22 protein-coding genes are annotated in these 26,923 nt (G+C 70.5%); 4 read left to right on the plus strand and 18 right to left on the minus strand.

The annotated features are described in order from the left end of the window. Positions 1-2: 2 nt before the first annotated feature. Together hemW and lepA are read right to left on the minus strand one after the other, a co-directional pair. Positions 3-1,247: a radical SAM family heme chaperone HemW gene (hemW, locus tag HBK84_RS06885; RefSeq protein WP_167318513.1), complete on the minus strand. Its 1,245-nt coding sequence runs from the start codon at positions 1,245-1,247 to the stop codon at positions 3-5. Then, positions 1,247-3,103, minus strand: coding sequence for a translation elongation factor 4 (lepA, locus tag HBK84_RS06890; protein ID WP_167318514.1), 1,857 nt, complete (start codon positions 3,101-3,103; stop codon positions 1,247-1,249). The genes hemW and lepA overlap by 1 nt, the downstream gene beginning before the upstream one ends. An 81-nt stretch (positions 3,104-3,184) precedes the next feature. Between lepA and HBK84_RS06895 the strand changes: the two genes are divergently transcribed. Together HBK84_RS06895 and rpsT are read left to right on the plus strand one after the other, a co-directional pair. Continuing rightward, positions 3,185-3,778 (plus strand): type II toxin-antitoxin system PemK/MazF family toxin, encoded by a 594-nt coding sequence (locus HBK84_RS06895; RefSeq protein ID WP_167318515.1) that lies wholly within the window; start codon positions 3,185-3,187, stop codon positions 3,776-3,778. 165 nt (positions 3,779-3,943) lie between these two features. Next, positions 3,944-4,204 (plus strand): 30S ribosomal protein S20, encoded by a 261-nt coding sequence (gene rpsT, locus HBK84_RS06900; RefSeq protein WP_035961892.1) that lies wholly within the window; start codon positions 3,944-3,946, stop codon positions 4,202-4,204. A gap of 118 nt (positions 4,205-4,322) precedes the next feature. Here the strand turns inward: rpsT and holA are convergent, their stop codons facing one another. From holA to leuS, 5 genes are all read right to left on the minus strand, one after another. Further along, the gene (gene holA, locus HBK84_RS06905; protein ID WP_167318516.1) at positions 4,323-5,324 is read right to left on the minus strand and encodes a DNA polymerase III subunit delta; all 1,002 of its coding nucleotides are present in this window, start codon (positions 5,322-5,324) and stop codon (positions 4,323-4,325) included. A 163-nt stretch (positions 5,325-5,487) separates the two neighbouring features. Further along, positions 5,488-7,863, minus strand: coding sequence for a ComEC/Rec2 family competence protein (locus HBK84_RS06910; RefSeq protein ID WP_167318517.1), 2,376 nt, complete (start codon positions 7,861-7,863; stop codon positions 5,488-5,490). A 338-nt stretch (positions 7,864-8,201) separates the two neighbouring features. Next, on the minus strand, positions 8,202-9,161 hold the full coding sequence (locus tag HBK84_RS06915; protein ID WP_167318518.1) for a ComEA family DNA-binding protein: 960 nt from the start codon (positions 9,159-9,161) through the stop codon (positions 8,202-8,204). 356 nt (positions 9,162-9,517) lie between these two features. Then, complete coding sequence (locus HBK84_RS06920; protein WP_167318519.1) at positions 9,518-10,582, minus strand: DegV family protein; 1,065 nt, start codon at positions 10,580-10,582, stop codon at positions 9,518-9,520. After that, positions 10,582-13,092 carry a leucine--tRNA ligase gene (gene leuS / locus HBK84_RS06925; protein ID WP_167318520.1) on the minus strand — a complete coding sequence of 837 codons (2,511 nt, stop codon included), beginning with the start codon at positions 13,090-13,092 and terminating at the stop codon, positions 10,582-10,584. Before leuS ends, HBK84_RS06920 begins: the two co-directional genes overlap by 1 nt. Positions 13,093-13,270: 178 nt before the next feature. Here leuS and HBK84_RS06930 point away from each other — a divergent pair, with 178 nt between their 5' ends. Together HBK84_RS06930 and HBK84_RS06935 are read left to right on the plus strand one after the other, a co-directional pair. Next, positions 13,271-14,326 (plus strand): alpha/beta fold hydrolase, encoded by a 1,056-nt coding sequence (locus HBK84_RS06930; protein WP_167318521.1) that lies wholly within the window; start codon positions 13,271-13,273, stop codon positions 14,324-14,326. After that, the gene (locus tag HBK84_RS06935; RefSeq protein ID WP_085106023.1) at positions 14,323-15,426 is read left to right on the plus strand and encodes a glycosyltransferase family 1 protein; all 1,104 of its coding nucleotides are present in this window, start codon (positions 14,323-14,325) and stop codon (positions 15,424-15,426) included. The genes HBK84_RS06930 and HBK84_RS06935 overlap by 4 nt, the downstream gene beginning before the upstream one ends. 119 nt (positions 15,427-15,545) lie before the next feature. Here the strand turns inward: HBK84_RS06935 and HBK84_RS06940 are convergent, their stop codons facing one another. The 11 genes from HBK84_RS06940 to mihF all read right to left on the minus strand — a co-directional run bounded on the left by HBK84_RS06940 (position 15,546) and on the right by mihF (position 26,815). Next, entirely contained in the window at positions 15,546-16,283 is a 738-nt protein-coding gene (locus tag HBK84_RS06940; RefSeq protein ID WP_229566321.1) for an ABC transporter permease, read from the minus strand. A 179-nt stretch (positions 16,284-16,462) separates the two neighbouring features. Beyond that, entirely contained in the window at positions 16,463-17,641 is a 1,179-nt protein-coding gene (locus tag HBK84_RS06945) for an ABC transporter substrate-binding protein (RefSeq protein ID WP_167318523.1), read from the minus strand. Then, entirely contained in the window at positions 17,638-18,399 is a 762-nt protein-coding gene (locus tag HBK84_RS06950; protein ID WP_240505548.1) for an ABC transporter ATP-binding protein, read from the minus strand. The genes HBK84_RS06945 and HBK84_RS06950 overlap by 4 nt, the downstream gene beginning before the upstream one ends. Beyond that, a complete protein-coding gene (locus HBK84_RS06955; RefSeq protein WP_167318524.1) occupies positions 18,396-19,481 on the minus strand; it encodes an acyl-CoA dehydrogenase family protein in 1,086 nt (361 codons plus the stop codon). The genes HBK84_RS06950 and HBK84_RS06955 overlap by 4 nt, the downstream gene beginning before the upstream one ends. An 87-nt stretch (positions 19,482-19,568) precedes the next feature. Then, the gene (locus HBK84_RS06960) at positions 19,569-20,108 is read right to left on the minus strand and encodes a DUF4242 domain-containing protein (protein ID WP_167318525.1); all 540 of its coding nucleotides are present in this window, start codon (positions 20,106-20,108) and stop codon (positions 19,569-19,571) included. 253 nt (positions 20,109-20,361) lie between these two features. Beyond that, positions 20,362-22,734, minus strand: coding sequence for a primosomal protein N' (locus HBK84_RS06965; protein ID WP_305047365.1), 2,373 nt, complete (start codon positions 22,732-22,734; stop codon positions 20,362-20,364). A gap of 29 nt (positions 22,735-22,763) precedes the next feature. Next, positions 22,764-23,969: a methionine adenosyltransferase gene (metK, locus tag HBK84_RS06970; protein ID WP_143470041.1), complete on the minus strand. Its 1,206-nt coding sequence runs from the start codon at positions 23,967-23,969 to the stop codon at positions 22,764-22,766. Between the two features lie 11 nt (positions 23,970-23,980). Beyond that, the gene (gene coaBC / locus HBK84_RS06975) at positions 23,981-25,279 is read right to left on the minus strand and encodes a bifunctional phosphopantothenoylcysteine decarboxylase/phosphopantothenate--cysteine ligase CoaBC (RefSeq protein ID WP_240918830.1); all 1,299 of its coding nucleotides are present in this window, start codon (positions 25,277-25,279) and stop codon (positions 23,981-23,983) included. Further along, the gene (gene rpoZ, locus HBK84_RS06980) at positions 25,276-25,731 is read right to left on the minus strand and encodes a DNA-directed RNA polymerase subunit omega (protein WP_167318527.1); all 456 of its coding nucleotides are present in this window, start codon (positions 25,729-25,731) and stop codon (positions 25,276-25,278) included. Before rpoZ ends, coaBC begins: the two co-directional genes overlap by 4 nt. Before the next feature lie 82 nt (positions 25,732-25,813). Continuing rightward, positions 25,814-26,389, minus strand: coding sequence for a guanylate kinase (gene gmk, locus HBK84_RS06985; protein ID WP_064845874.1), 576 nt, complete (start codon positions 26,387-26,389; stop codon positions 25,814-25,816). A 111-nt stretch (positions 26,390-26,500) separates the two neighbouring features. Beyond that, on the minus strand, positions 26,501-26,815 hold the full coding sequence (mihF, locus tag HBK84_RS06990) for an integration host factor, actinobacterial type (RefSeq protein WP_035961833.1): 315 nt from the start codon (positions 26,813-26,815) through the stop codon (positions 26,501-26,503). Positions 26,816-26,923 lie beyond the last annotated feature (108 nt).

Consider the following 26,923-nt stretch of genomic DNA (forward strand, 5'->3'; position numbering starts at 1 on the left):
GGTCACCAGTCGAGCAAGCGGCGCGTCACGGCGTCGGCCATCAGACGCCCCGCGTCCGTGAGGACCGCGGACCCGCGGAGGGCGGCGGCGCCGTCCAGCCAGCCGTCGGCGATCAATCCGGCCACCGCGTGCCGCCCCTCCGGGCGCAGCCCCTCAAGCGGGAGTCCCTCACGGATCCTGATCCCGAGCATCACGTGCTCCACGTACTGCGTCTCGCCATTCAAGGTCTCGCGGCCCACGGCCGGTGAGTCACCCCGGCGCACAGCGGCCGTGTAGGGCAACGGGTGCTTGAGATTCCACCAGCGCACGCCGTCACTGTGTGAGTGCGCCCCCGGGCCGATCCCCCACCAGTCCTGATTGCGCCAGTATGCGAGGTTGTGCACGCTGCGGTTCTGCACCGCGCTGCGCCCGTGGGCCGCGCGGGACCAGTTGGACACCTCGTACCACTCGAACCCGGCCTCGCGCAGCAGCGCGTCCGCGAGCGTGTACTTCTCCGCCTGGTCGTCCGGATCCACGCCCGGCACCTCACCGCGGCGGATCTGGGCGGCCAGCTTGGTGCCGTCCTCGATGATCAGGGAGTACGCGGAGACGTGGTCGGGGTCCATGGCCAGCGCGGCCTCCAACGAGGTGCGCCAGTCGGCCACACTCTCCCCCGGTGTACCGTAGATCAGGTCCACGCTCGCGCCCAGTCCGCGGTCCTTGGCCCAGCCGACGGCGCGCGGGACGTTCGCCGGCGTGTGCGTGCGTTCCAGCACGCGCAACACGTGGGGCACCGCGGACTGCATCCCGAAGGACACCCGGGTAACCCCGGCTGCGGCGAGCACGTCGAACGTCTCCTCGCTCACCGAGTCGGGGTTGGCTTCCACGGTGACCTCGGCGTCCGGGGCCAGCCCGAAGCTCTCCCTGGCCTGCTCGAGCATGAGCGCGAGCTCCCAGGCGGGCAGAAGGGTGGGCGTACCCCCGCCGAAGAACACGCTGTGCAGCGCGCGCGGCGGTGCCCCGGCGGCGTCGAGCACGGACCGGGCGAAGCGGACCTCCGCGGCGGCGTCGGCGTGGTAGTCGCGCTGGGAGACGCCGTCCCCGAGCTGGTCCATGGTGTAGGTGTTGAAGTCGCAGTACCCGCAGCGCACCGCGCAGAACGGGACGTGGACGTACAGGCTCAGGGTGCGATCGGTGGCACGGGCGACCGATGCCGCGGGGAGCGCGCCGTCCCGGGGTGCGGGATCACCCTCCGGTTGGGCGGGCATTACTTCTTCTTGTCCTTCCCGCTGTCCTCGTCCGAGGACAGCGCGGCCACGAAGGCCTCCTGGGGGACCTCCACGCGGCCCACCATCTTCATGCGCTTCTTGCCCTCCTTCTGCTTCTCAAGCAGCTTGCGCTTACGGGAGATGTCACCGCCGTAGCACTTGGAGAGCACGTCCTTACGGATCGCGCGGATGTTCTCGCGCGCGATGATCCGGGAACCGATCGCGGCCTGGATGGGGACCTCGTACTGCTGGCGCGGGATGAGCTTCTGCAGCTTGCCCGTCATGAGCACGCCGTACGAGTACGCCTTGTCCTTGTGGGTGATCGCGCTGAACGCGTCCACCTGCTCGCCCTGCAGGAGGATGTCCACCTTCACGAGATCCGCGGCCTGCTCGCCGTCCGCCTTCCAGTCCAGGGACGCGTAGCCCCGGGTCTTGGACTTGAGCTGGTCGAAGAAGTCGAAGACGATCTCCGCGAGCGGCAACCGGTAGCGCAGCTCCACGCGGTCCTCGGAGAGGTAGTCCATCCCCTTCATCTCACCGCGCTTGGACTGGCACAGTTCCATGACCGCGCCGATGAACTCGGACGGCACCAGGATGGTGGCCGAGACCATGGGTTCGCGGATCTCCAGGATCCGCCCCTCCGGGAACTCGGACGGGTTAGTAACCTGCTCCTCCGAGTTGTCCTCGAGCGTCACGTTGTAGGACACGGACGGCGCGGTGGAGATCAGGTCCAGGTTGAATTCGCGTTCGAGCCGGTCGCGGGTGATCTCCAGGTGCAGCAGCCCCAGGAAACCGCAACGGAAGCCGAAGCCCAACGCGGCGGAGGTCTCGGGTTCGTACACCAGGGCGGCGTCGTTGAGCTGGAGCTTCTCGAGGGCGTCCCGCAGCACGGGGTAGTCCGAACCCTCCACGGGGAACAGTCCCGAGAACACCATGGGCTTGGGGTCCTCGTACCCACCCAGGGACTGCTGCGCGGGCTTGGTCTGGCTCGTGACCGTGTCACCCACGCGGGACTGGCGGACGTCCTTCACGCCCGTGATCAGATAGCCCACCTCCCCCACGCTCAGCCCCTGCGAGGGCACTGGCTCCGGGGAGATCACACCGAGTTCGAGCAGCTCGTGGGTGGCCCCGGTGGACATCATCTGGATCCGCTCTCGCGGGGACAGCGTCCCGTCCACCACGCGCACATAGGTCACCACGCCGCGGTAGGTGTCGTACACCGAGTCGAAGATCATGGCACGCGACGGCGCGTCCTTGACCCCCTGGGGCGCCGGGACCTGGCGCACGATCGTGTCCAGCAGCTCCTCGACGCCCTCACCGGTCTTGCCCGAGACCTTGAGCACGTCCTCGGGTTCCACGCCGATCAGATTGGCGAGTTCAGTAGCGTACTTTTCCGGCTGCGCGGCCGGCAGGTCGATCTTGTTGAGCACAGGGATGATCGTGAGGTCGTTCTCGATCGCGAGGTACAGGTTGGCCAGCGTCTGCGCCTCGATCCCCTGGGCGGCGTCCACGAGCAGGATCGTGGCCTCGCACGCGGCCAGGGACCGGGAGACCTCGTACGTGAAGTCCACGTGCCCGGGCGTGTCGATCATGTTCAGCGCGTAGTCCGTGCCGTCCACGTTCCACGGCATGCGCACCGCCTGGGACTTGATGGTGATCCCGCGTTCGCGTTCGATGTCCATGCGGTCCAGGTACTGGGCCTTCATCTGCCGGGGTGTCACTACGCCCGTGGCCTGCAGCATCCGGTCCGCGAGGGTGGACTTGCCGTGGTCGATGTGGGCGATGATGCAGAAGTTCCTGATCACCGAGGGGTCGGTCGAGGCGGGAGCCGGTGGATTGACGGCCAACGGTGACACGGGCGGTCCTTTCGATCGGATGACTCCCCAGTTTCCCACGTTCCGCGGCAACGGACGAACCGCTGCCCCTACGATGAGCACATGGCTGACTTCATGCGCCTCGCGCGCCAGGGCCTGCGGGCCTACCGGATGTATCAGCGGGTCTCGCGGACCTTGCGCGGGCGGCGGGACGCCGGCCGCGCGCCGTTGCCCCGGGACGCTTCCGGGCACGCGCGCCGCGATCGGGCCGCCGCGCCCACCGCGCCGGGGACGACGACGTCGCCCGCCGGCACCTCCCGGCCCTACCCCGGTGACTGGACGGGGCCGGTGACCCCGCACTACGACCCCCACCCGGATGGTCGCCCCGATCCGGGCGAGGTCGTGTGGACCTGGGTCCCCTACGAGGAGGACCCCTCACGCGGCAAGGACCGTCCCGTGCTGATCGTGGACCGCGCCGGGGAGTACGTGCTGTGCGTGATGCTCACCTCCAAGGACCACGACACCGCGGCCCACGACGATCCCGACTTCGTGGACGTGGGAACCGGAGACTGGGACCGCTCGGGCCGCCCGTCCGAGGCCCGGATCGACCGGATCATCCCCGTGCGCCCCGAGGACGTGCGCCGGGAGGGCGCGGTGCTCGCCCGCTCACGCTTCGACGCGGTGGCCGCGGAGCTCGCCGCCCGCGCCCGCCACTGACCGGCGCCGCGGCCGGCGATCTGCTAAAGTGGATCGCTGTGTGTCCGCGCTGGTCGTCGGGCACAGCGGATGGTTGCCACCGAGCATCCCCACTCTCACAACTCAGTCGATGATCATCCGTGAGCCCTCACTGACCTACTTCCGCAAACGTTCTAGGAGTTTTACGTGGCCAACATCAAGTCGCAGAAGAAGCGCATCCTCACCAACGAGAAGGCTCGCCTGCGCAACAACTCTTACAAGTCCGAGCTCAAAACCCTGATCCGCAAGGTGGACGCCGCGGTCGAGTCCGGCAACAAGGAAGCTGCGACCGAGACGCTGCGCAACGCGTCCCGCAAGCTCGACAAGGCCGTGTCCAAGGGTGTGCTGCACAAGAACACCGCGGCCAACAAGAAGTCCGGTCTGGCCAAGAAGGTCGCCAAGATCTGAATCGACTGACCCCGTCCGCACAGGACGCCTGCGGGCCCGGCACCGTTTCTCGGTGCCGGGCCCGCAGTCTTTCCCCGGGTCTTCCGGGCTCGCAATGGTGGCCCTCAGAGATGGCCCCTCAGTGGTGGCCGGACGTCGCGATCACGGTGATCGCCCGCTCCACCGCGAAGTACGGGGACCGGGACGCACCCTTGACCTGGGCGTCGGCCTCGGCCACGGCCTGCAGGGCGGCGGCCACGTCCCCGGCGGTGAACCGGCGGGCCTCGTTCTGCGCGCGCTCCACTTGCCACGGTGCCGCGCCCACGTCCCGCGCAAGTGCTCCCGCTCCCCCGCGGGATCCCGCGGTCAGCGCGATCAACCGCATCTTGGAGCCCAGCGCGGCGACCATGGGGACCGGGTCCACTCCCACGTCCACGGCTTGCCGCCACAGCTTCAGTGCCTGATCCGCGTTACCGGCCACCGCGGCGTCCGCGACGCGGAACGCGGTGACCTCCACGCGCCCGCCGTAGTACTTCTCCACGAGGTCGTGATCCACCGTGAGCGGGCCGTCCGCGATCAACTGCGCGCACGCGGCGGCGAGCTCCGCGGTGCTCGTGCCCACGGCCGCGGCAAGGGCGCGGGCGGCGTCCGGCTCGATGCGTTTGCCGTGCGCGCGGAACTCGGCCAGGACGAAGGCCGTCTTGTCGCGGTCCGATTTGGGCGGCGTGCAATCGAGGACGAGCGCCGACTCCTTGAGAGCGTCCAGTAGTTTCTTGCCGCGGTTACCCCCCGAGTGCTGCCACAGCACGGTCACGTCCGGGTCCGGGTTGGCCACGTACGACAGGCCGTCCGCGAGGAGGTTCTCGTGCATGCTCGCGAGGTCGTGGACGCACACGAGTTTGGGATCGTCGAACAGGGAGGGGCTCGTGACCACGGCCAAGCTCCCGCTCTCGTAGTCGGCGGCGGAGACGTCCGTGACCTCGCACGACCCGCGCTGCTCCCGGGTCTGGTCCCGCAGGGAGTCCTTGATGCGCTGCAGGATGTACTCGTCGGAACCGGAGGCCAGCACGAGCGGCTGCGGGGTGACGTCCCGCCACGAGGTCTGCGGCGGCGCGGCGGCCTTGCGACGGGCTGGGGGCATCGGAACTCCTCAGGTGCGCGCGGCATGGGAGGGCGCCGCTGTGGTCCTCATGCTAGCGCCGGGCGGGGACATGCCGTGGCCCGGTGTGGACGGGTGAGGCATCGGAACAAGAAACGTGAGCCACACGCGACGAACCCGGTGCACCCAGTGGCTTGATGCGCGGTCACCGTGTCGAGACCACGAGCTGATTGCCTTCCTTACGGATCCACAACGAACCGCTGAGGTCCGTGCGCGCCACCGCCGCCCCGGTCTCCTGTAGGGCCGCCACTGTTGCGGGGTGGGGATGGCCGTAGCTGTTGCCCTCCCCCACCGAGATCACCGCCAGGGCGGGATCTGAGTCCCTGATGATGTCGGTCCCACCGTTGCGCGCGCCGTGGTGGGAGACCTTCAACACATCTACGTGTGGGGCGGCTGCTGTTGGCAGGAGCCTGGTGGCCGCTCGGTACCCATCGGTTTCGAGGTCCCCCGCGGTCAACCAGGTGGTGGTCCCCTGGTCAGCGGTGCGGGTGATGAGCAGGACGAGGGACGCATTGTTCTCGTCCTCCGAACTCACCCGGCTGTGCACGGGAGCGCGCGTGGTTCCGCCCGTTGCAGTAGGCGTGGCCCGCGGGGCGAGTACCTCGACCGTGAGCGGTCCGGCGGTTAGTCGTGCCCCGGGCGCAGGCTGCTCGGCCTTCTCCGTGAGCGGTGCCAGTTCGCGTGGTAGCTCCGTCCCGGCCGTGGAGTACCACACCCGCTCCACATCCACCGCATCGGAGAGCCCCTCCAGGCCGGCCACGTGGTCGTCGTGGTTGTGCGTGGCGATCACCGCGTCCAGGTGCGTGATGCCCGCCTGGTCGAGACAGCGACGCAGAGCCCTGGGGTCGGGCCCGCCATCCACGAGCACCGCGCTGTGCTCCCCGGTGCGGTGCAACACGGCATCTCCCTGCCCGACGTCGCACACCACGGACTCCCACGCGGGCGCCGGTCGGAACCACCACACCGCACCCAGGACGACCAACACGATCACCGCGAGGGACGCGATCACCGCGAGCGCGCGACGTCGTACCCGTAGCCTGCGCGCGCGAACGCGCCATACGGCATCGGGCTCGGGTGACGGGGCCGATGAGGCGTCGACCGTGCCCGCGATGGGTGATGCCTGACGCAGGCGGTGGTCCACCCCGTTCAGGACGCCGAGGAACAGCAGTGTGACCGCGGTGAGGATGACAATCCCCGGGACACCGCCCGGCCAGGGCAGCTGCGCGCCGGGCAGGGCGGCGAAACCGTCCGCGAGCCACGCAATGACCCGCGCGGGAACCGAGGCGGCGCCCACGGGCAGGGAGGCGGCGCGCTCCCAGCCGGCGAGCGCCGCGGCGTCGTGGGCGCCGGGGAGCAGCCAGCTCAGAGCGGGTGAGGCCAGGTGCCCCGCGAGCAGGACGCATACTGCAAGTAGACCGGCGACGGTGACCACGGGAACGAGAGGGGCGGCGGCCATGTTGGCGGGCAGCGAGTACAGGGGCAGGGCGGGGTTGAGCACGAGCAGGGCGGGTCCGCACCACAGTTGGGCGACGAGGGGCACGGCTATGCACGCGGCGAGCGCTGTGGGGATCCGGGAGGCGAGGACGCGGGTCACGGGGCGGGCGCTCACGAGGATGCCGGCGGTGGCGAGGACGGAGAGGATGAAGCCGAAATCGATGGCGAGGGGCGGTTGCACGAGCACTAGGCCGGTGACGGCGGCGCACAGGGCGTTGAGGCTGACGCCGGCGCGGCCGCTGAGCATGGCGGCCCCGCCGAGTGCACCCATGACGCCGGCGCGCAGGACGGAGGGGTCGGGGCCCACGAGCAGCACGAACCCGGCGAGCGCGGCGAGTCCGATACCCACGCACAGTCGCCGCCCCGCGCCCAGGGTCAGGGCGGCGTACCCGGTCAGGGTCATCACCACGGTGCAATTGGACCCGGAGACGGCCGTGAGGTGTGTCAGTCCGGTGTCCTTCATGCTCTGCGCCAGCGCCTCGGGTAGCTGGGAGGTGTCTCCCACGGTCATGCCGGGAATCAACCCGGCGCTCACGGCACCGAACCGTCCGGACACCCGGGTCAGGTTCGCGCGCACGGTGTCCAGCAGTCCGGGCCGGGCTCCCCGGCAGCCGTGATCGCATCCGGTGGGTGGGGAGGTGGCCCGGGCAGTGAGCCGCGCCGGGTTCGCGGTGCGCGTCACGTTCACCACAGCGTTGACGGTGTCCCCGTCGCGCAGGCCGTCCCACCCGGGGTGGGCGGCGAACACCGTGAGTTCGGCGGTTGCGGCCTTCCCGTCCGCGGCGTGGACGGCCAGGGGTACGACGACGCCGCGCGATGCCTCCTGCTCCCCTGGCGCCGGTGAGCCCGTGTATTCGTGGGGCATCCCGGTGACCGTGGCGTTGACGCGGACCGCGGAACCGGGAGGATGCTCGGTCAGGAAGTCGCGGGACGGTGCGGTGGCGGCGAGCGCCGTCGTGATGGCCGCGGCGGCACTCAGCGCCACGACCCCCGCCAGAACGGCCAGGCTGGGCAGGAGGGACCTCATCCGGGCGCGGGACTCGCTGGATGATGGCCGCGGGCATCCATGGGAGGAGGAACCCCCGTGCGCGTCCGATGCATGCGTCCAGGATCGCGCGCGGCTCGGCTGCCCGGCCGGCGGACGGCTGCGTTGTGCCGAGGCGGGCGCCTTCCCTCGTGGCCCGCGGTTCGCCCGCCGGATGCGAGACCGGTCGAGAAGAGCGGGTGCGCACCACGCGAGGCCGAAGACCAGCACGCAGCCGAGAGCCCCCACGGCCCCCACGGTCCACCCGGCAAGTAGTGTCAGCGATCCGCACACCCACGCGGTGATGGCAACCGGGACCAGGCGCAGGTCCCATCGCACGCTCACACCGTGACCAGTGGTAGCAGTGCCTCCAGCATGGCGGGACCCACCCCGCTGACGTCGTCGAGCTGTTCCGCGGAGGTGAACGGGCCGTGCTGGGTGCGGAACTCCACGATCCGCTGTGCGAGGACCGGTCCCACGCGAGGTAGGGTCTCGAGCTCCGCTTGCGAGGCCGTGTTGAGGTTGACCGGGGCGCCGCCGGGCAGGGCGGCCGCACCACCCGCCTTAGCCGCAGCGCCTGATCCGGACGATGAACCTCCCGTGGCCGCGCCACCCTCGGAAGCACTACCGCTCACTCCAGTCTTAATGCTGGCGCTGTTCGCTGCTCCCTCGGCCGGGGCACCGGTCCCGGCGCCATTCACGGAACCGCCCTGCGCGACAGCCTCGGCCACCCGATCGACGTTCTCCGCATTGGGAATCGTGACCTGGGCGCCGTCGCTCACGGGCTGCGCCAGATTAATCCGGTCCTTCACCGCACCCTTCGTGAATCCACCGGCTGCCGCCACCGCATCCATGACGCGCGCACCCGGGGACAGCGTCACCACGGACGGGTCCTTGACCTCCCCGATCACGTGGACCGTGAGCACCCCGGCTTCTTCGGCGGAGGCGGTACCGCCGCCCGCTGAACCGGCTCCGGCTCCCCCGACGAGCCCTGAGGACGTCGCGGATCCGGACACCCCGTGAGGTGCTGTGTCGTCCCGGCCGGTGGCTTCAGTGCCCTCACGGGCGGCGTCAGCGCGGTCGGAACCCTCATCTGCCCCCGCGCCATCCGTACCGGCGACGGCGCCCTCCGATTTCACGGAAGTGGACGTGACGACGTCGTCCCCCTGTCCATCGGGGAGCAGGTTCCAGCCCCCGATCCCGAGGGCCACCAACAGCACGGCGCACAGTGCTACCAGCGCGGGGCGAGCAATGTGCCGACGGACCACGACGTCCTCGCGATGCCGGGAGTGCTCGGACACCGGGTCTACACTGAGCGACGGACCGGTGGCACCATCGGCGGCGTCATCGGCCGGTTCCGCACCACCGTCCGGAGCCAGGTCGGCGCCCTCTTCATCATGGCCAGCAGCACGGCGACCCGTCGCACCACGGCCGGCCACATCACCATTCCAATCGGGCCCTGGCTCCGCCCATGGCAGCCCCGCACCCGACTGCCGGTCTTCCCGCAAGAGCGCCGTCAACCGCTCCGTGGCCTCACTGTCCCGGAACCGGCGCCGTCCCCTGAAATCGATTCCACTCATGCGCCCACCCCACCGCACTGGCGACAGGGCTCGTGGGTGCGCGACGCCACCGGTGGATTACTCGGGCAACACGCGGATCAGGGGTGCGCTTGTGCAGCCCGCCCGCCGTGCCACACGGGCCGGGACGTGGCGCCCTCGATCACCGCGGCCTTCGTCCCGAGCCCCACGTGCGCGCTGAGCACCGGGGGCAGGTCACTGATCACGAGCTCCGCGTCCGGGCGGTAGCGATCCATGAGCACCTCACCGATCTCGCGCGCCCCGTGCGGGTCCGCGACGTGGTGGACACACAACACCGGCCGGTCGGTCTCTGCGTGGGCCAGAGCCTCCCCCGCCAGCACCATGAACCGCGCCTTAGCCCGCGACAAGGACACCGGCCGCTCCACGGTCACGATCTTGCCTTCGGCCATGCTCAGCAGCGGTTTGAGCTGGAACATGGAACCGACCATCGCCGTGGTCGGATTCACCCGTCCACCCCGGCGCAGGGTTTCCAGCGAGCGCACCTGAATCAGTATCTGTGCCTGGGCGGCGGTCTTACAGGCGGCCGCAGCGACGTCGTCGATCCCCGCCCCCGACGCCACTGCTCGTAGTGCCGCGCGCACCCCCAGACCCTGCCCCAGACCGGCGCTCGCGGTGTCGACGATCCGCACGGGGATCCCGATGTCCTGGCGAGCAATCCGGGCGGCGCCCACCGTCCCGGACAGCTCCCCCGACAGGTGCACCGAGACGATGGCGTCGTACCCCTCCTCCTCGAACCGCCGGTACGCGGCACGCAGCTGCCCCGGGGCCGGCCGGGACGTGGTCACGGGTGTGCCCTCCGCGAGCGCAACGACGAGCGAGGACAGGGTGTCGGATTCACAGGCCGTGTAGAGCTGACCGGAGATCAGCACGGGCATGTCCACGAGCGCGAAGCCCGGTGCGTCCTCGAACGCGCGGAGCCACGCATCGGGCAGGGCGGCGGCACTGTCGGTGACGACGGCGACGCGGGGCGGCGCGGCGGCGTCGACCGAGGACGCGGAGGCGGACTCAGACGGGGACGCTGACGGCGCGCCGACAGGAATAGAGGCCGCATCTCCGAACGGGCGGAGCCCGCCCTCCCGCTCGGTGGAACGGGGGGACGGGCTCCGGGGCTCGCGGGGGAACATCAGACCACGATGTTCACGAGCTTGGGGGCGCGCACGATGACCTTGCGCACCGTGGCCTCGGACAGCAGGCGCTGGACGGCCTCCGATCCCATGGCCGCGGCCTCGAGGTCCTCGTCGGTGATGTCCGCGGGGACCTGCAACCGGTCACGGACCTTGCCCTTGATCTGCACGATCGCGGTGACGGTGTCCTCCACGAGCAGCGCGGGGTCCACGATGGGCCACGGGGCGCGCACCACGGAGTCCTCGTGCCCGAGCAGGTGCCACATGTCCTCGGAGGTGTACGGCGCCACGAGGCTCAGCAGGATCGCCACGGCCTCGGTGGCCTCGCGCACGGCGGGATCGGCCGGACCGCAGCCCGCGTCGATGGCCTTGCGCACGGTGTTCACGAGCTCCATGGTCCGGGCGATCACCACGTTGAACTTGTGCGCGTCGAGCAGCTGTTCGGCGTCCGCGACCGTCTTGTGGGTCGCACGGCGCAGCGCCTGGTCCCCGGTGGTCACGTCCGCGTCCCGGGCGGCCGTGCAGTCCTTCGCGAGGCGCCACGCGCGGGCCAGGAACTTCTGGGCGCCCTGCGGGGACACGTCCGCCCAGTCCACGTCGTCCTCGGGCGGTGACGCGAAGACCATGGTCAGGCGCACGGCGTCCACGCCGAACTCGTTCAGCTGCTCACCCAGGTCCACGCCGTTGCCCAAGGACTTGGACATGGCCTTGCCCCCGTTGAGGACCTGACCCTGGTTCAGCAGCGCCTTGAACGGCTCCTGGAATCCGATCAACCCGAAGTCGTAGAGCGCCTTGGTGAAGAACCGCGAGTACAGCAGGTGCAGGATCGCGTGCTCCACACCGCCCACGTACTGGTCCACGGGCAGCCACCGGTCCACCTCGGCGCGGTCGAACGGCGCAGCGTCGTCGTGCGGGGACGCGTAGCGCAGATAGTACCACGAGGAGTCCACGAACGTGTCCATGGTGTCGGTGTCGCGCGTGGCCTGCCCGCCGCACGCGGGGCACGCCACGGTGACCCAGTCCGACGCCGCTGCGAGCGGGCTCCTGCCCTTGGGCGCGAGTTGCTCACCGCGCAGGTCCTCGGGCAGCCGCACGGGCAGCTGGTCCTCGGGTACGGGCACCTCGCCGCACGAGGGGCAGTGCACGATGGGAATCGGTGCACCCCAGAACCGCTGCCGGGACAGCAACCAGTCCCGCAGTCGGAAGTTCACGTGATGCTCGCCGGTCCCGGCCTCAGTGACGATCTCGATGGCCTTGGCCACCGCCTCCGCCTTGGACAGCCCATTCAGCGGTCCGGAGTTGATCAGGGTGCCGTCACCGGTGGTGGCGACCCCCGTGCTCGCGGGGTCCTCCTCGCCGGTGTCCAGGACCGCGCGCACGGGCAGGTCGAAGGCCCGGGCGAAGTCCAGGTCCCGTTGGTCGTGGGCGGGCACCGCCATGATCACGCCGGTGCCGTAATCAGCCAGGACGTAGTCCGAGGCCCACACCGGCAGCTTCTCGCCCGTGAGGGGGTTGACCGCGTAGCGGCCCAGGAACACACCGGTCTTCTCCCGGTCGGAGGCCTGGCGTTCGATGTCCGACAGTGCCTTGACGTCCTCCCGGTACGCGGCGAGCGCGTCGGCGTGTTCGGGGGCCACGATCTCCTGGGCGATCGCGGCGTCCGCGGCGACCACGCAGAACGTGGCGCCGTGGAGGGTGTCCGGGCGGGTCGTGAACACGGTGACGGTACGCCCGGAGGTGTCCTCGGGGTCCGCGCCCTCGGCGGGGGCGCCCTCGATCACGAACTTCACGTGCGCGCCCTCGGAACGCCCGATCCAGTTGCGCTGCATGGCCAGCACACGCTCGGGCCAGTGGCCCTCCAGCTCACCCATGTCGTCCAGCAAGCGCTGGGCGTAGTCGGTGATCTTGAAATACCACTGGTTCAGGGACTTCTTGGTCACAGGGGTGTGGCAGCGCTCGCACGCACCGTTGACTACTTGCTCGTTGGCGAGCACCGTCTGGTCCTTGGGGCACCAGTTGACCGGGGAGTCCTTCCGGTACGCCAACCCGTGCTTGTAGAACTGCAGGAACAGCCACTGCGTCCAGCGGTAGTACTCGGGGTCGGACGTGTGGATCTCCCGGTCCCAGTCCACGCTGATCGCGTAGCGCTTGAACGAGGCGCGCTGGGTGTCGATGTTGCGGTAGGTCCACTCCGCGGGATGGGCGTCACGCTTGATGGCGGCGTTCTCCGCCGGCAGGCCGAAGGAGTCCCAGCCGATCGGGTGCATCACATCGTACCCGCGGTGCAGCCAGTAGCGGGAGACGACGTCCCCCATGGCGAACGCCTCCGCGTGGCCCATATGCAGGTCACCCGAGGGGTAGGGGAACATGTCCAGGACGTAACGCCGCGGAGCGGAACCGTCGTCCCGGGGCGCGAAGACCCGGTTGTCCTCCCAGTAGCCGGACCAGGTGGCCTCGATGCGCTGGACGTCGTAGTCCGTGCCCGCATCCGGGGTGCTGTGCTCGCTCACGTGCCTCGCCTTCAAAGTTCACGGGGATGGGCCGGGGATGCTCGCTCGCCCAGGTACCGGCGCGGTGACAGCCTGGTCCCCCGTTCTCGTGTGGGGATTTCTCCCAGTTTAGACCAGCCCGCCACCGCGCCTCTCCCGGCTAGCATGGATGCGCCGACGCCGCACGACTGGAGGACCCGTGGAGAACACCTACGCCGAACGCCGCAGCGTGCAATTGGACGGGTACCGCGTGCGCTACTGGTTCTACGACGCTGACAAGAAGCACAAACCGTTGCTCGTGATGCTCCACGGGTTCCGTGGGGACCACCACGGTCTGCAGCTGATCGCGACCGCCCTACGCGAGAAATACCACGTGGTGCTACCGGACCTGCCCGGTTTCGGACGCTCGGAGCCCTTCCCGGACCGGGAACACTCGGTATCCAGCTACGTGGAGTTCGTGCGCGAGTTCCTCGAGGCACTGACCGATAACGCCGTCCATCCGGGCTGCGAGACGGGCATCGTGCTCGCGGGGCACTCCTTCGGGTCCACCCTGGCGGCGCACTTCGCCGTGGAGTACCCCGCCATGGTGGAACGGTTGATCCTGCTCAACCCCATCTCAGAACCCGCCCTGGCCGGACAGCAGAAGCGGCTGACCAAGCTCACGGAGCTCTACTACTCCGCGGGCGCGTCCCTCCCCCGGCGGCTGGGCACCAAATTGCTGGCCTCGAACGCCGTCGTGAAACTCATGACGGACGTGATGGTCAAGTCCGAGGACCCGGGGATCCGCAACTACGCGCTGCGCCAGCACCAGGCCTACTTCAACACCTTCGCCAACCGGGACGTGCTCACCGAGGCCTATCAGGCGTCGATCTCCCACACCGTCGCGGAGGTCGCGATGAACCTGACCATGCCCACCCTGCTCATCGTGGGCGACCAGGACGAATTGGGCTCCGTGCGCTCGCAGCGCACCATGGCCTCGTGGATCCGCAGCCACAGCCTCAAGATCATCCCCGGGGTGGGTCACCTGATCCACTACGAGACCCCACAGCTCGCGGCGGATTACATCGAAGACTTCCTGGCGTCCCCCGCGCCGGAACCCCTCGAGGGCTACGACCAGTTACCCCACGCGGACACGACCGCCTCCACCCCGGACCAACTCACCGGGATGATCCCCGCGGTGGACCCGGGCTCCGGTGAGCACCAGCTCACCAAGGAGGCCACCGCGCGCGGACTCTACGGGACCGACGAGCGGTGAAGCTGCTCTTCGACGCCCGCTACATCCGCACCGATCACCACGATGGGATCAGCCGCTACAGTGCCGAATTGCTCGCCGCCACGGCCCGGGCAGTTGCCTCCGATCCGCGCGTCCGCCTCGCCGCACTGATCAGCGATCCCGCCCAGGCTGCCCTGATCTCCGACGGTCTGCCCACGCTGCTGGGCCCGTCCGTTACGTCCCCGGCCGAGGTGCTCACGGGCGCCCTGCTGAGCCGGTACGCACCCGACGTCGTGTTCTCCCCCATGCAGACCATGGGCTCGCTGGGGCGCCGCCACAAGCTGATCCTCACGCTGCACGACCTGATCTACTACGAGCACCCGCAGCCCCCGGGCGATCTCCCCTTGCCGGTGCAGTGGGGTTGGCGCGCGTACCACAAGGCCTGGTGGCCCCAGAGGCTCACGCTCAACCGCGCCGACGCCGTGGCCACGGTCTCCGAGACCTCCCGGCAGCAGATCCTTGCGCACCGCCTCACGAAACGGGACGTGCGCGTGATTGCCAACGCGGCGCCGTCGGCGGGGGTCCCCGAGGACGAGGCGCTCGCGCGGCTTTCACGCCGCGGCACGGACCTGGTGTACATGGGCTCGTTCCTGCCGTACAAGAACGTGGAGACCCTGCTGCGGGCGATGGCCCACCTCCCGGGGCGCACCCTGCACCTGCTCTCGCGCATCTCCCCCGCGCGCCGCGCCGAGCTTCAGGCCCAGGTGCCGGCCGGGGCCCGCGTGATCTTCCACGGCGGAGTGGGCGAGGAGCAGTACCGCGAGCTGCTGTCCTCGTGCGCCGCGCTGATCACGGCCTCCCGCGCGGAGGGCTACGGCCTGCCGCTCGTGGAGGCCTTCGCCGAGGGTGCGCCTGTCGTCTGCTCCGACCTGCCGATCTTCCGCGAGGTCGCCGGCGATGCCGCCGGCTATGCCCCCGCGGACGACGACGCCGCGTTCGCCGCCCGGGTGCGCGAACTCACGAACCCCACCATGGCCCACGAACGCGTGCTCGCGGGGTTGGAGCGGATCTGCGAGCACACCTGGGAGGACTCCGCGCGGGACCTGCTGGACCTGGCGTGGGAGCTGCACCAGCGCGGTTGAACCGCTGCGCACAGTTCCCCCGTACTCGCCCCCCGGTTCTCGGCCCTGGGGGACTCAGCCCTGCACGGGTCAGCCGACAGTGCTTCGAGTGGTGACCGGGGGCGACGTCGCCGACCCCCTCAGGTGCGCACCACCCGTTCCCGCAGCAGCCACTGGGCGAGGGCGTCCAGCGCGATGCCGAGCAGCCCGATGACGAGGATCACCACGAGCATCTCGTCGTAGGCCAGACGGTCCCGCGCGTTGAGGATCTCGTAGCCCAGCCCGGTGCTGACCCCAAGCATTTCCGCGGGCACCAGCACGACCCACGAGATGCCCAGCGCTAGGCGCACCCCGGTCATGACGTAAGGACGGATGCTCGGAAACACCACCGTGAGCAGCCGCTCGAACGGTGTTGCACCCAGGGTACGTGCCACCCGGAGGTGGGCCGGGTCCAGCGCGGCGACCCCCGCCGCGGTGTTCAGGGTGATCGGCCACACGGCGGCGGCCGCCACGAGGAAGACCACCGGCGCACTGCCCACTCCGAACAGGGCCACGGCCACCGGTGCCCACGACAGCGGCGAGACCATCCGCAGGAACTGCACCACGGGCGCGCTCGCCCACCGCACCCGTTGCCAGGAACCGATCACCAGTCCCAGCGGCACGCCGATCGCCGTCGCCAGTAACAGACCGCCGAGCAGGCGCCACAGACTCGTGACTGCGTCCTGGACCACAACTCCCCGTTCCAGGAGCGAACCGACGGCACCTGGCAGCTGCTCGGGGCGGAAAGCCGCGATCATCGTGGACCCGCCGGCGGCCGCGTGGGTGAACGCCCACCACGCCGCCACGGTCACGAGGACGCCGAACGTGCCCCAAGCCACGGCCGCACCTCGTCCGGCGCCCCCGCCCGCCCGTCTCCGGGACGTGGACGGCGATGTCGCTCGGTCACTGTGCGCACCCGCTCTGGAGTCTCGGACAGGGGCTGGGCCGGTGCCACCCGCTGACGGTGCGGCGGCGAGATCCGTGCCCGTGCTCTCGGGCGTGCTGCGGGATGTGGGACTCATGCCTGGATCTCCTCGGTGCGTGTGGTGCCGCGCATCCCGAACGCACCCCAGCCGCCTGCCCTTGCGATGCTCCGGGTCACCAATGCGTCGTCCACCAGCTCGCGGTGCGCGGTGGCAGGATCGAGCCCGGTGAGGAACCCGGCGGGGGCATCCACCACCGTGTCCTGCATCGCGCGCACCAGCTCCTGCGTGAAACTCGGGTACGGGTAGGGCCGGAAGTCCAGGGACTCACCGTGCCAGTCAGGGTGGTGCAGCGCGTCGGCGTGCGCGGCCGCGGTGTAGGTCAGGGCCCGCTGGATCACGGGCTTTGGCTGCGGGAGGTAGCCGGAGGCCAGCACCGCCGCGGTCTCGGGGCGGTTTGTCCGCGCCCACGCCTGCGCGCGGACCAGCGCGTCCATGAAACCCGCTGCCTGCTCGGGACGATCCCTCAGCAGCTCCCCGCGCAGCATGGTCACGCAGCAGGCGTGGTCCCGCCACACGTCCCCCAGGAACCGGTGGATCGTGCCCACGTGCTTCGCCTCCGCGGCCGCGTTGAACGGGTCCGCGACCACGTACCCGCCGATTACCCCGTTGTTCAGTGCGGGCAGCATGTCCGAGGGGGCCATCGGGACCAGCGCCACGGTCCGGGCGCTCGTGGACGGGCTCTCACGCATCACGGGTGTCAGCCCCTCGGCGCGGAGCATCTTCTGCACCACCACGTTGTGGATGGACCACCAGGCGGGAATCGCCACGGTGCGGCCGGCAAGCCCCGCAAGGTCCGTGATCTCCGGGTGCACAGTGAGCGAAGAGCCGTTCGTGTGGTTCCACGCCGTGATCCGCACGTCCGCCTGCAGCTCGTAGCGCATGTACAGGGCCATGGGCATGAGCATGTGGATGGCCTCCACCTTGCCCGCCACGAAGGCCTCGGACAGCGAGGACCAGCTGCGGAACAGGACGGGCCGCGCGACGGCCACCCCGGCGTCGTCGTAGTAGCCGTTGGCGTGGGCCACCAGCAGGGGCGCGGCATCAGTGATCGGCAGGTACCCGATGCGCACGGGCCGTGAGCCGCCGTCACCACCGCTGCCGATGCGGGTTCCCGTGTAGAGGGAACCGGCGCCCCACGCCGCACCCGTCAGTGCCACCGCCGCGGTCCCGGCGCGCAGGACGGTCCGCCGTGTGGTGAGAGACCCGCTCATATCTCCCAGGTTCCCGCCTCGTCGTCCGTGCCGCGGTACGTCGCGAGAATCTGTCCGGCCGTGGTGCCGTCCTGGGACGGAACCCACTGCCGCCGAAAACCGCGCGGTCCGGCGAAGAAGCCGATGCGGTCCCCCAGCGCCATGGCCTCGGCGACGTCGTGCGTGACCAGGAAGACCGTCAGCCCGAGGTCAGTGGTCAGCTGCCGCAGCCACTGCTGCAGGTCCTCGCGGGTGGCGGGGTCCAGCGCGCTGAAGGGTTCGTCGAGCAGCAGCACGTCCGGGCGCACGGCGAGCGCCCTGCCCACGGAGACCCGCTGGGCCTGGCCGCCGGAGAGCTCCTGCACGGGGGTGTGGGCGAGGTGGGAGAGGCCGAGGATCTCGAGCAGCTCGCCCACGTGCTCGTCGTCGAAGCGGTCGCGGTTGCGCCGGTACCTGCCGCCGAGGGCGATGTTGCGCCGCACGGACAGCCAGGGGAACAGTGCCGGGGTCTGGAAGACCACGGCAAGGCGGGCGTCAGGGTCCGAGAACTCGATGCTGCCCCCGTCGAGGGTCTCGAGCCCGGCGATGGCACGCAGCAAGGTGGACTTCCCGGAACCGCTGGGGCCCAGCACGGCGAGGGTCTCGCCCCGGTGCAGGGTGAGGTCCACGCCGTCGAGGGCGGGGTCGGAGGCCCCCGGGTAGGTTTTGCTGACACCGTGCACCCGCAGCGCGGTGCCCGGGTCCGTGGTCACCGCGGTGCCGTCGTGCCCGTGCCTCACCCGAGCCTGCGCAGTTCCCACCGCAGGTGGCCTTCCGTGGGCGACTGGACGGGCAGGAACGCTGCTTCCCGTGCGCGTCGCGCCGTGGGCGAGGACAGCGCGTAGCCACGGCCGCCCACGATCTTCGCCTCCAGGCGGGTGGCTTCGCCGGTGAGCAGGGCTGCGTCGAGGCGCAACTGCAGGAGCTCGCGGGGTGCGGCGGCACGCGGTTCCCGTGCCAGGCGCACGAGGTCCGCGCGCAGGCGCTGCTGCTCCGCCACGGCGTCGTCCAGGTCCTCGCGGAACATCTCGCCGACGCCGCCCAGGTTCTCCCGCGCGCTCGTCAGCGCCGCCGCGGAGAGACCGAGGCAGAACGAGGTCTGCAGCAGCAGGAACGGTCCGCGGACCGTGGCCAGGAACCCGGGGACGTCCTCGGTGAGGACGTCCTGCTCCGCGTCGATCTCCACGCCCTCCAGGCGCAGGATGCCGGACGCCGTGGCGTTGAGCGCCATGAGGTTCTCCAGCGGCCGCACGCTGACCCCGGGCAATGCCACCCGGGTGCGGACGATCGCGGGGCGTCCGTCCTCCCGGACGACCGGCAGGATCACGACGGCATCCGGGTACAGGTTCGAGGCCCACGGCACGGTGCCGTCGAGCACCAGGTGGTCCCCCCGGCGGGTGAGCGTCACGGGAATCTCACCGATGCCCGCCGCGGCCTTGAACGCCGGTGCCATGGCGGAGCACAGCGGCACGTCACCGGTGCGCAGCTCAGACGCGACGGGCGCCCCCACCGCGTCGAGGTACTCGAGGCCGGAGCGGTGGCCCCACAGTGAGAACGCCGTGGCCGTGCACTCGGCCGCGAGGTCGAAGACGACGGCTGCTTGTCCACGCAGGTCCCCGCCCCCGAGACCCAGGTCCAGCAGGCCCCGCTGCCCGAGCTCGCGCAGGGTCTCGAACGGGGTGGTGTCCGCCTCGTCGGTGGCCCTGGCACGCTCGGCCGCGCGGGCCCGGACCAGGCCGTGTTCCGGGTAGTCGGTCAGTGGGGCCAGGAGCTCCTGGTCGGAGGCAGTCTCGAAGGTTGCCGAAGCACTGGGCTGGGACATGGGTTCCGTTCTGACGGGGCGTGCGCCGGGTGCCGCGGCCCGTGGTGGGCTGCGGCACCCGGTGGTGGTGATGGGTGGACGCGGGACTCAGACCTCGAGCTTGAACATCCGGTCGAAGGGGGTGTCCACAGCCGCGCGGGCGCGCGCCACGGCGTCCTCGTCCGGTGCGTTGTAGAAGCACAGGCACTTGGCGGTGTCCTCGCGCACGTAGGTGCGCAGGAACGACACCTCGGGAACCTCGGCGTACTTGGGCGCGTTCGCCTTCTTGCGGGTGAGGTACTGCTCCATGGTGATCTCGGCGGGGATGTCCCACTCCACGAGGTAGTCGGTCTGGCCACGGAGCTTCTTGATGTCCTCGAGCTCCGCGCCCACCAGGCGCACCTCGTCCGGGCCGGTGACCTCGGTGACGGAATCCCCCAGCGCCGTGCGCACGGTCTGCGCAAGACCCTCGGGCGTGTCCTGCTGCGTCTCCACGACGACGAACACGCGAGCGTGGTCCGCCGTCACCTGGGACTCGATGAGTTCGGCAGAGGCCTGCGTGACAGCGCTCGACGTCGCGTCGATGATCGAGCGCACGGCCTCCTTCTCGGCCACGGCGGGAACAATTTCAATGAGCTGCAGCGACATGCGGATCCTTTCGGGAACGGGTCTGCGGTGATGACTCGCGCGCACGCCGGGACTCTTTGCCCCGGTGCGCGGTGCCACCCCGCGTGAACGTGCCCTCCACCGTAGGACTGCCACGTCCACCCCGTGCAAGAGGATTAACAATTCGACACATTTGACTGAGCAGCTCAGCCAGTCCTGGTGCACGCATGCGGTCCGGGTCCCGCCTCGCGATCCGCGGCACGTCAGGGTCCGTCGACGACGGCTGTGACGCACCCTACAGCAGGTCGGCGACGTCGCAGCGCACCGTGACCGGCGCGTGTTCGCGCAGCGCGGAGGCGCGTGCCTTCTCCGCCCGCAGGGCACCGGTGACCCGCGGTGCGATCCCGAAGCCGAAGAACAGCAGCGCACGGTAGGGCCGGTTCCCGCCGCGCTCCGAGGAGCGGGCGGCGTCGGCACCGTCCAGAGTGGCGGCGTCGTTGGTGACGGTCTCAGCAAGGTCGGCGCCATTGCCGGGAGTCTGCTCCACCGGTGCGGGGCCAACCACACGAACGCGCTCGGGCAGCGCGAGGTCCCGCAGGGTGGCGTCCACGGCATCCCGCGGGCCGGTCAGCGCCGCTGTCCGCACAGCCGGTGGCAGACCCAGCTCGTGGCGCTCCCGCAGCTCTCGCTCTGCGTGCCCAGCCGGGTCCCAGCGCACGAGCGCCGAGACGGCACGGTCCAGGTCCGCGGTGACCACCACGGTGCCGCCGTCGGAGGACGCCCGCACCAGGGCGGCGGCGTTGAACCACCGGCGCAGGGTCTGCTCCTCCGCACGCAGCCACGGCCGGGCAAGCATCCGGTTGCCGTCCAGCAGCAGCGCGGCGGCGTAGCCGCCGTCCGCGACGGGCTCCGCTCCCGGCGTCGCCACCACGAGCGCCGGGGCGGACCCCACCCGGGGCCGCACGGTGCGGTCGCTCGACGAGATCACGGGCACCTGCGGGAACGAACGGCCCAGCTCCTCCGCGGTCCGGGACGCCCCCACGGTACTCAATCGCACCCGGGTGAACCCACACTCCACGCACCGCCAGTCATGGGCGTGACGCCCGCACCACGTGCACACCGGCACGGCGTGGGCGGAATCCAGCGCGAGGGACCCGTCGCATGCCTGGCAGCGCGCGGGCGTACGGCACCGCTGGCAGGCGAGCACGGGAGCATAGCCCTTGCGCGCCACCTGCACGAGCACGGGCCCGGACTTCAGGGCCTCGCGTGCCACCCGGAACGCCTCGTGCGGCAACCGGGCGCGCGCCGCGAGCGGGTCGAGGGCGGTGTTGTAGGAATCGGAGGTCGCTTCGATGCGCGGGGAGAACCGGCGCAGGTCCGCGCGATCTGGTGCCACGCGCGCCGCCCACCCTGTGGCCACGAGCCGCAGCGCCTCGGGACTCACCGCGTACCCCGTGAACAGCGCGGCCAGACCCTGCTGCTGGGTGCGCAGCAACAACACGTCCCGCGTGTGCTGGTAGGGGGCGCGCTGCTCCACGAAGTTCACGTCCCCGTCGTCATGACAACACACGAGCGCGAGGTCCTGCACCGGCGCGTACGCGGCAGAGCGCGTGCCCACGGCCAGGCGCTTCTTCCCGAGCGCGAGCTCGAGGAATCCCCGGTAACGGGGCGTGGGTCCGTCGTCGGCGTGCAGGCGGACGACGGCGTCCTCCCCCACCAGCTCGCACAGCGCCCGTTCGAGCCGCTCCAGGGCCTTATGGTCCGCGACCACGCCCACAGCCCCACGACCAGCGGCGTACGCGGTGGCCATGGCGCTCGCGGTCAGCCCCGCCCAGTCGTGGTCCTCGGCCGAGGGCAGTACCTCCACGACCGCGCGCGCCGGCTCACCACGCCCCACGGACGCCACGAACTCCAGGCCGCCCGTGTAGTGCTGCCAGCCGGGCGTCGCGGGCTCCACGGGAGACGAGGGCGCTCGGCCGGGCTCGGGGGCCGCGGTCGGGTCCGCATCGGCGGCGCCGTCGGAAGCGGGGCCCGCTGATAGGTCGGCCGGCACCGCGGCGTCGTCGTCCGCATTCACGACGCCCGTCTCGGAGGTCTCGGCGGCTTCGGGAGCCGCGAACTCCTTGTCCACCCGCGCGACCCGCGGGGCGATCGCGACCCGCAGGACGTCCGCGACCGTGCCCGCGCAGCGTTCGGCCACGGCCTGCGCGAGCTCGACGATCTCGGGGCGGGCCACCGGCAGAGGCGTGAGCACACGGCGGATGGGCAACAATCGGTCCTCGGGGACGTCCGTGTGGGCCACACGATCCACGACCCACCCGGACATCTTCCGGCCCGCGAAAACCACCGAGACCTTGGACCCCACGACCGCCTGGTCGTCGAGGGCAGCGGTCACGCGGTAGTCGAAGACCCGGTCCAGGTGCGGGACGTAGGCCTCGAGTAGGACCTTGGCCACGGGGTCGCGCGCCGCGCGACCCTCGGAGCCCAGGGCCTTTCGGGGCAAAGTACGCGGCTGGGCCGGGGGTGCGGCCTCCGGCAGACCCGCGAGCGCGAGCTGCTCACCGGACGTGTCCCGCTCGGGGGTGTCCCGGTCCGCGGGGACGGACCCCGCAGTCGCGGAGTCCGGGCGCGCGGTGCCCGCCGACTCCAGCCTGGGAGACTCCGGCATAGCGGGCTCCGTCCCGGCGGGGCCGGGGCTCACAGCCCCGCGGCGGAACGCAACTCCTGGACCCGGTCCGTGCGCTCCCACGTGAAGTCGGGGTCATGACGGCCGAAGTGACCGTGGGCGGCGGTCTTGGCGTAGATGGGGCGCTTGAGGTCCAGGTCCTCGATGATCGCCAACGGCCGCAGGTCGAACACCTCGGAGATCGCCTTCTCGATCCGCGCGGGGTCCACGGTCTCGGTGCCGAAGGTCTCCACATACAGGCCCACGGGACGGGCCTGACCGATCGCGTAGGCCACCTGGACCTCCGCACGGCGGGCCAGTCCGGCGGCCACGACGTTCTTGGCGACCCAGCGCATCGCGTACGCGGCGGAGCGGTCCACCTTGGAGGGGTCCTTGCCGGAGAACGCGCCGCCGCCGTGGCGGGCCATACCACCGTAGGTGTCCACGATGATCTTGCGTCCGGTCAACCCGGCGTCCCCCACGGGACCGCCGCGCACGAAGTTGCCCGCGGGGTTGACGATGATCTTGGTCGCGGACAGGTCCAGTCCGGAGTCCTCCAGGACGGGGCTGATCACGCTGGTCGTGAGATCGCGGGTGAGCTGGTCCAGGTCGTAGTTCTCCGCGTGCTGGGAGGAGACGACCACGGTGTCCACGGAGACGGGGGTGTGCCCGTCGTAACCCAGGGTCACCTGAGTCTTGCCGTCCGGGCGCAGACCGGGCAGCACCGCAGTCTTGCGCACCCGTGTGAGCTGCTCGGACAGCCGGTGCGCCAGCAGAATGGGGGCGGGCATGAGCGTGTCCGTCTCGTCCGAGGCGTACCCGAACATGATGCCCTGGTCCCCCGCGCCCTGGGCGTCCCGGGGGTCACGCGCGGCACCGGTGCGCTCCTCGAGGGACGTGAACACACCCTCGTAGATCTCGTTGGACTGCTCGCCCACGCTGATGGACACACCGCAGAACTCGCCGTCGAAACCGTGCACGGAGGAGTTGTACCCGATGTCCAGCAGGGTCTTGCGCACGATGTGGGGGATCTCCACATAAGCGTCCGTCTTGACCTCGCCCGCCACGTGCACGAGGCCCGTGGTGACCATGGTCTCCACGGCCACCGAGGAATTGGGATCCTCGGTTAGCAGAGCGTCCAGGATCGAGTCGGAGATCTGGTCACAGATCTTGTCCGGGTGCCCCTCGGTCACCGACTCGGACGTGAAGATTCTCAGGTGCTTGCTCGCTTCGTTCACGGGAGACCACATTACCCGTCGGTGCGGACGTCCTCGGCGATGCGCTGCACCACGAACCGCGCGACCTCGTCCTTGGTCCCGCGCGCCCCGCGGTCCTCGCTCGAGCGGGCCGAGAGCACGGTGACCTCGGTGTCGTCGCGACCGAAGACCTTGTCCGTGCCCACCTCGTTGAGCACGAGCAGGTCGCAGCCCTTGCGTTCGAGCTTGGCGCGGGCGAAGTCGAGCACCGAGTGCTCGGCGTCCCCGGTCTCGGCGGCGAAGCCCACGATCAGCTGCTCGAGAGAGCGCTCGGCACGCTGGGCCACGACGGCGCGCAGGATGTCCGGGTTGCGCACCAGCCGGATCACGGGGTCCGTGCCGTCCTCGGACTTCTTCATCTTGTGCTCGCCCACGGTGTCCGGGCGGTAGTCCGCCACGGCGGCGGCCATGATCACGACGTCGGCCTCGCGCGCGGCAGCCAGGGTCGCGTCCTGCAGCTCACGCGCCGAGGACACGCGCGTGATGTCGACGCCGCTCGGCAGCTCGGTCTCCACGTGCGCGGCGATCAGGTGCACGTGTGCGCCCGCGTCGCGCGCGGCACGGGCCAGGGCCACGCCCTGCTTGCCCGAGGACCGGTTGCCCAGGAAGCGCACGGGATCCAGGGCTTCGCGCGTCCCGCCCGCGGTGACCAGGACGCGGCGTCCGCGCAGAGCGTCGTCGCCGTCGGACGATGAGTGGGCGGAGCTGGAGGCGGGGTCCACGAGGGCGAGCGCGGCGTCGAAGATCTCCTGCGGCTCGGGTAACCGGCCCGGGCCGCTGTCCTTGCCCGTGAGCCGACCGCTGGCCGGGTCGAGGACCGTGTGGCCGTGCTCGCGCAACAGGGCCACGTTGCGCTGCGTGGCCGGGTTCTGCCACATCTCGGTGTGCATGGCCGGGGCCAGCAGCACGGGCGCGGCGGTCGCGAGCACCGTGGTGGTCAGCAGGTCGTCCGCGTGCCCGTGGGCCACCCGGGCCATGAGGTCCGCCGTGGCCGGGGCGATCACCACGAGGTCCGCGGCCTGGCCCTGGGCCACGTGGTTGACCGTGTCGATCCGGTCGAAGACCGACCCCGAGACGTGCTCGCCCGTGAGGGCCTCCCACGTGGGCGCACCCACGAACTGCAGGGCGGCCTCGGTGGGCATGGGCACCACGTGGTGGCCGGCCTCGGAGAACAACCGGGACAGCAGGGCGGCCTTGTATGCGGCGATGCCCCCGCCCACACCCAACACCACGCGCAACGGGGCGCGGGGCGGGGAGGGGACGGGGGCGTCGCGGCTGTGCGGGTCGGTCACTGCTCGGAGGACTCTGCGGAACCCTCGGCGGGGTCCTCGGTGTCCGCGGCCGGGATCTCCTCGGAGGTCTCCCCCAGCTGGACGCCGTCGGAGAAGACCGCGGTGCCGTCCTGCTCACCCTGGGCGAAGAAGTCGCCGGTGAACATGTCCGTGGCGGTGGACTCGTTGTTGACCATCTGGCCGTTGGGGGTGAACCCGGCGTGGTCCACGTGCACGGCCTCGATCAGGCCCTCGTCGACCTCGCGGAACGCGATGGACAAGGGCTTCTCGTTGAGCTGGGTGTCCACGAGCGGACCCACGTACTCGAACAGACCCTCGTGCAACTGCGAGTAGTAGGCGTTGATCTGGCGGGCTCGGCGGGCCCCGAAGATCACGAGTCCGTACTTGGAATCCGTCTTGTCGAGCAACCGATCGACGGGCGGGTTGACGATGCCTTCGTTGTTCGTGCTCACGTGTTTTATGACTCCTGTGGTGGACGGAAAAGGTGGTGCTACTGGCCGTGGGGGCTGCGCGGATCCGGGGCGGGTGACCGCCTCAACGGTGCGATGTGCTCGGCAACCCCATGAGGGCCACGAGTTCGGCGGCGGCGCGTTCCACCGTGTCGTTGACGACGGTGTGATCAAACTCTGATTGCGCCGCGAGTTCCAGTTTAGCCGTTTCCAGCCGACGCTGCTGTTGCTCGGGGGTCTCGGTGCCCCGGCCCACGAGCCGGTGCACCATTTCCTCCCAGCTCGGCGGGGCCAGGAACACGAACTGGGCGTCCGGCATGGCCTGGCGCACGCTGCGCGCTCCCTGCAGGTCGATCTCAAGCAGGACGCTGCGCCCGGCCGCGAGCGCTTCCTCCACTTTGTGGCGCGGTGTGCCGTACCGGTTGAGGTTGTGCACGACCGCCCATTCGAGCAGGTCGTGGCGATCGATCATGTCGTCGAACTCGGCGTCGCTGACGAAGAAGTAGTGCACGCCCTCCACCTCGCCGGGCCGCGGCGCACGCGTGGTGGCCGAGACGGACAACCACACCTGCGGGTAGTGGTCCCGGATATAGGTGGACACCGTTCCTTTGCCCACGGCCGTGGGGCCGGCCAGAACGGTCACGGTGGGTGTGGGACGCACGGATACCTCCGGGAGAAGACGGTGACGGGCGAGCGGTCAGCTCGCCCGTCACTGTATCAACCGCGGGTCCTAGTGGTTGCGCCCGGGATCGTGCGGATCGAGGACCAGGGTTCAGCGGTCCAGGTAGTCCACGAGCGCCTTGCGCTGGTGCTGACCCAGGCCACGCACCCGGCGGGTGGGTGCGATCCCGATCTGCTCCATGATCGCCGCCGAGCGCACCTTCCCGATCCCGGGGGTGGCCTCGAGCAGTTCGGTGACCTTGAGGCGGCTGACGGCTTCGTCCTCCTCGCCCCTGCGCAGCACTTGTGCCACGGTGATCGACCCGTCCCGCAGTCCCTTCTTAATCTCCGCCCGCGCGGTCCGCGCCGCCGTGGCTTTCTCGCGCGCGCGTGCGCGCTCTTCGTCCGTCAGTGGCCGCAATGCCATACCCAGCTCTCCTCCTCGTGTGACAGCGGCTCGGCCGAGCGCCTGATGGGGGGACGCACGCAAGCCGCCCCCCTGAAAGTACCGGACGCGTTTGCCCCCGTAAACACG

The organism is Kocuria sp. KD4, assembly GCF_011769905.1.
Lineage (GTDB): Bacteria > Actinomycetota > Actinomycetes > Actinomycetales > Micrococcaceae > Kocuria > Kocuria marina.

Excerpts from the sequence above, each read along its gene's own strand:
- hemW (WP_167318513.1), bottom strand. The coding sequence starts at position 1,247 with ATGCCCGCCCAACCGGAGGGTGATCCCGCACCCCGGGACGGCGCGCTC.
- HBK84_RS06895 (WP_167318515.1), top strand. The coding sequence starts at position 3,185 with ATGGCTGACTTCATGCGCCTCGCGCGCCAGGGCCTGCGGGCCTACCGG.
- holA (WP_167318516.1), bottom strand. The coding sequence starts at position 5,324 with ATGCCCCCAGCCCGTCGCAAGGCCGCCGCGCCGCCGCAGACCTCGTGG.
- HBK84_RS06910 (WP_167318517.1), bottom strand. The coding sequence starts at position 7,863 with ATGAGGTCCCTCCTGCCCAGCCTGGCCGTTCTGGCGGGGGTCGTGGCG.
- HBK84_RS06920 (WP_167318519.1), bottom strand. The coding sequence starts at position 10,582 with ATGTTCCCCCGCGAGCCCCGGAGCCCGTCCCCCCGTTCCACCGAGCGG.
- HBK84_RS06945 (WP_167318523.1), bottom strand. The coding sequence starts at position 17,641 with ATGAGCGGGTCTCTCACCACACGGCGGACCGTCCTGCGCGCCGGGACC.
- HBK84_RS06955 (WP_167318524.1), bottom strand. The coding sequence starts at position 19,481 with ATGTCCCAGCCCAGTGCTTCGGCAACCTTCGAGACTGCCTCCGACCAG.
- HBK84_RS06960 (WP_167318525.1), bottom strand. The coding sequence starts at position 20,108 with ATGTCGCTGCAGCTCATTGAAATTGTTCCCGCCGTGGCCGAGAAGGAG.
- HBK84_RS06965 (WP_305047365.1), bottom strand. The coding sequence starts at position 22,734 with ATGCCGGAGTCTCCCAGGCTGGAGTCGGCGGGCACCGCGCGCCCGGAC.
- mihF (WP_035961833.1), bottom strand. The coding sequence starts at position 26,815 with ATGGCATTGCGGCCACTGACGGACGAAGAGCGCGCACGCGCGCGCGAG.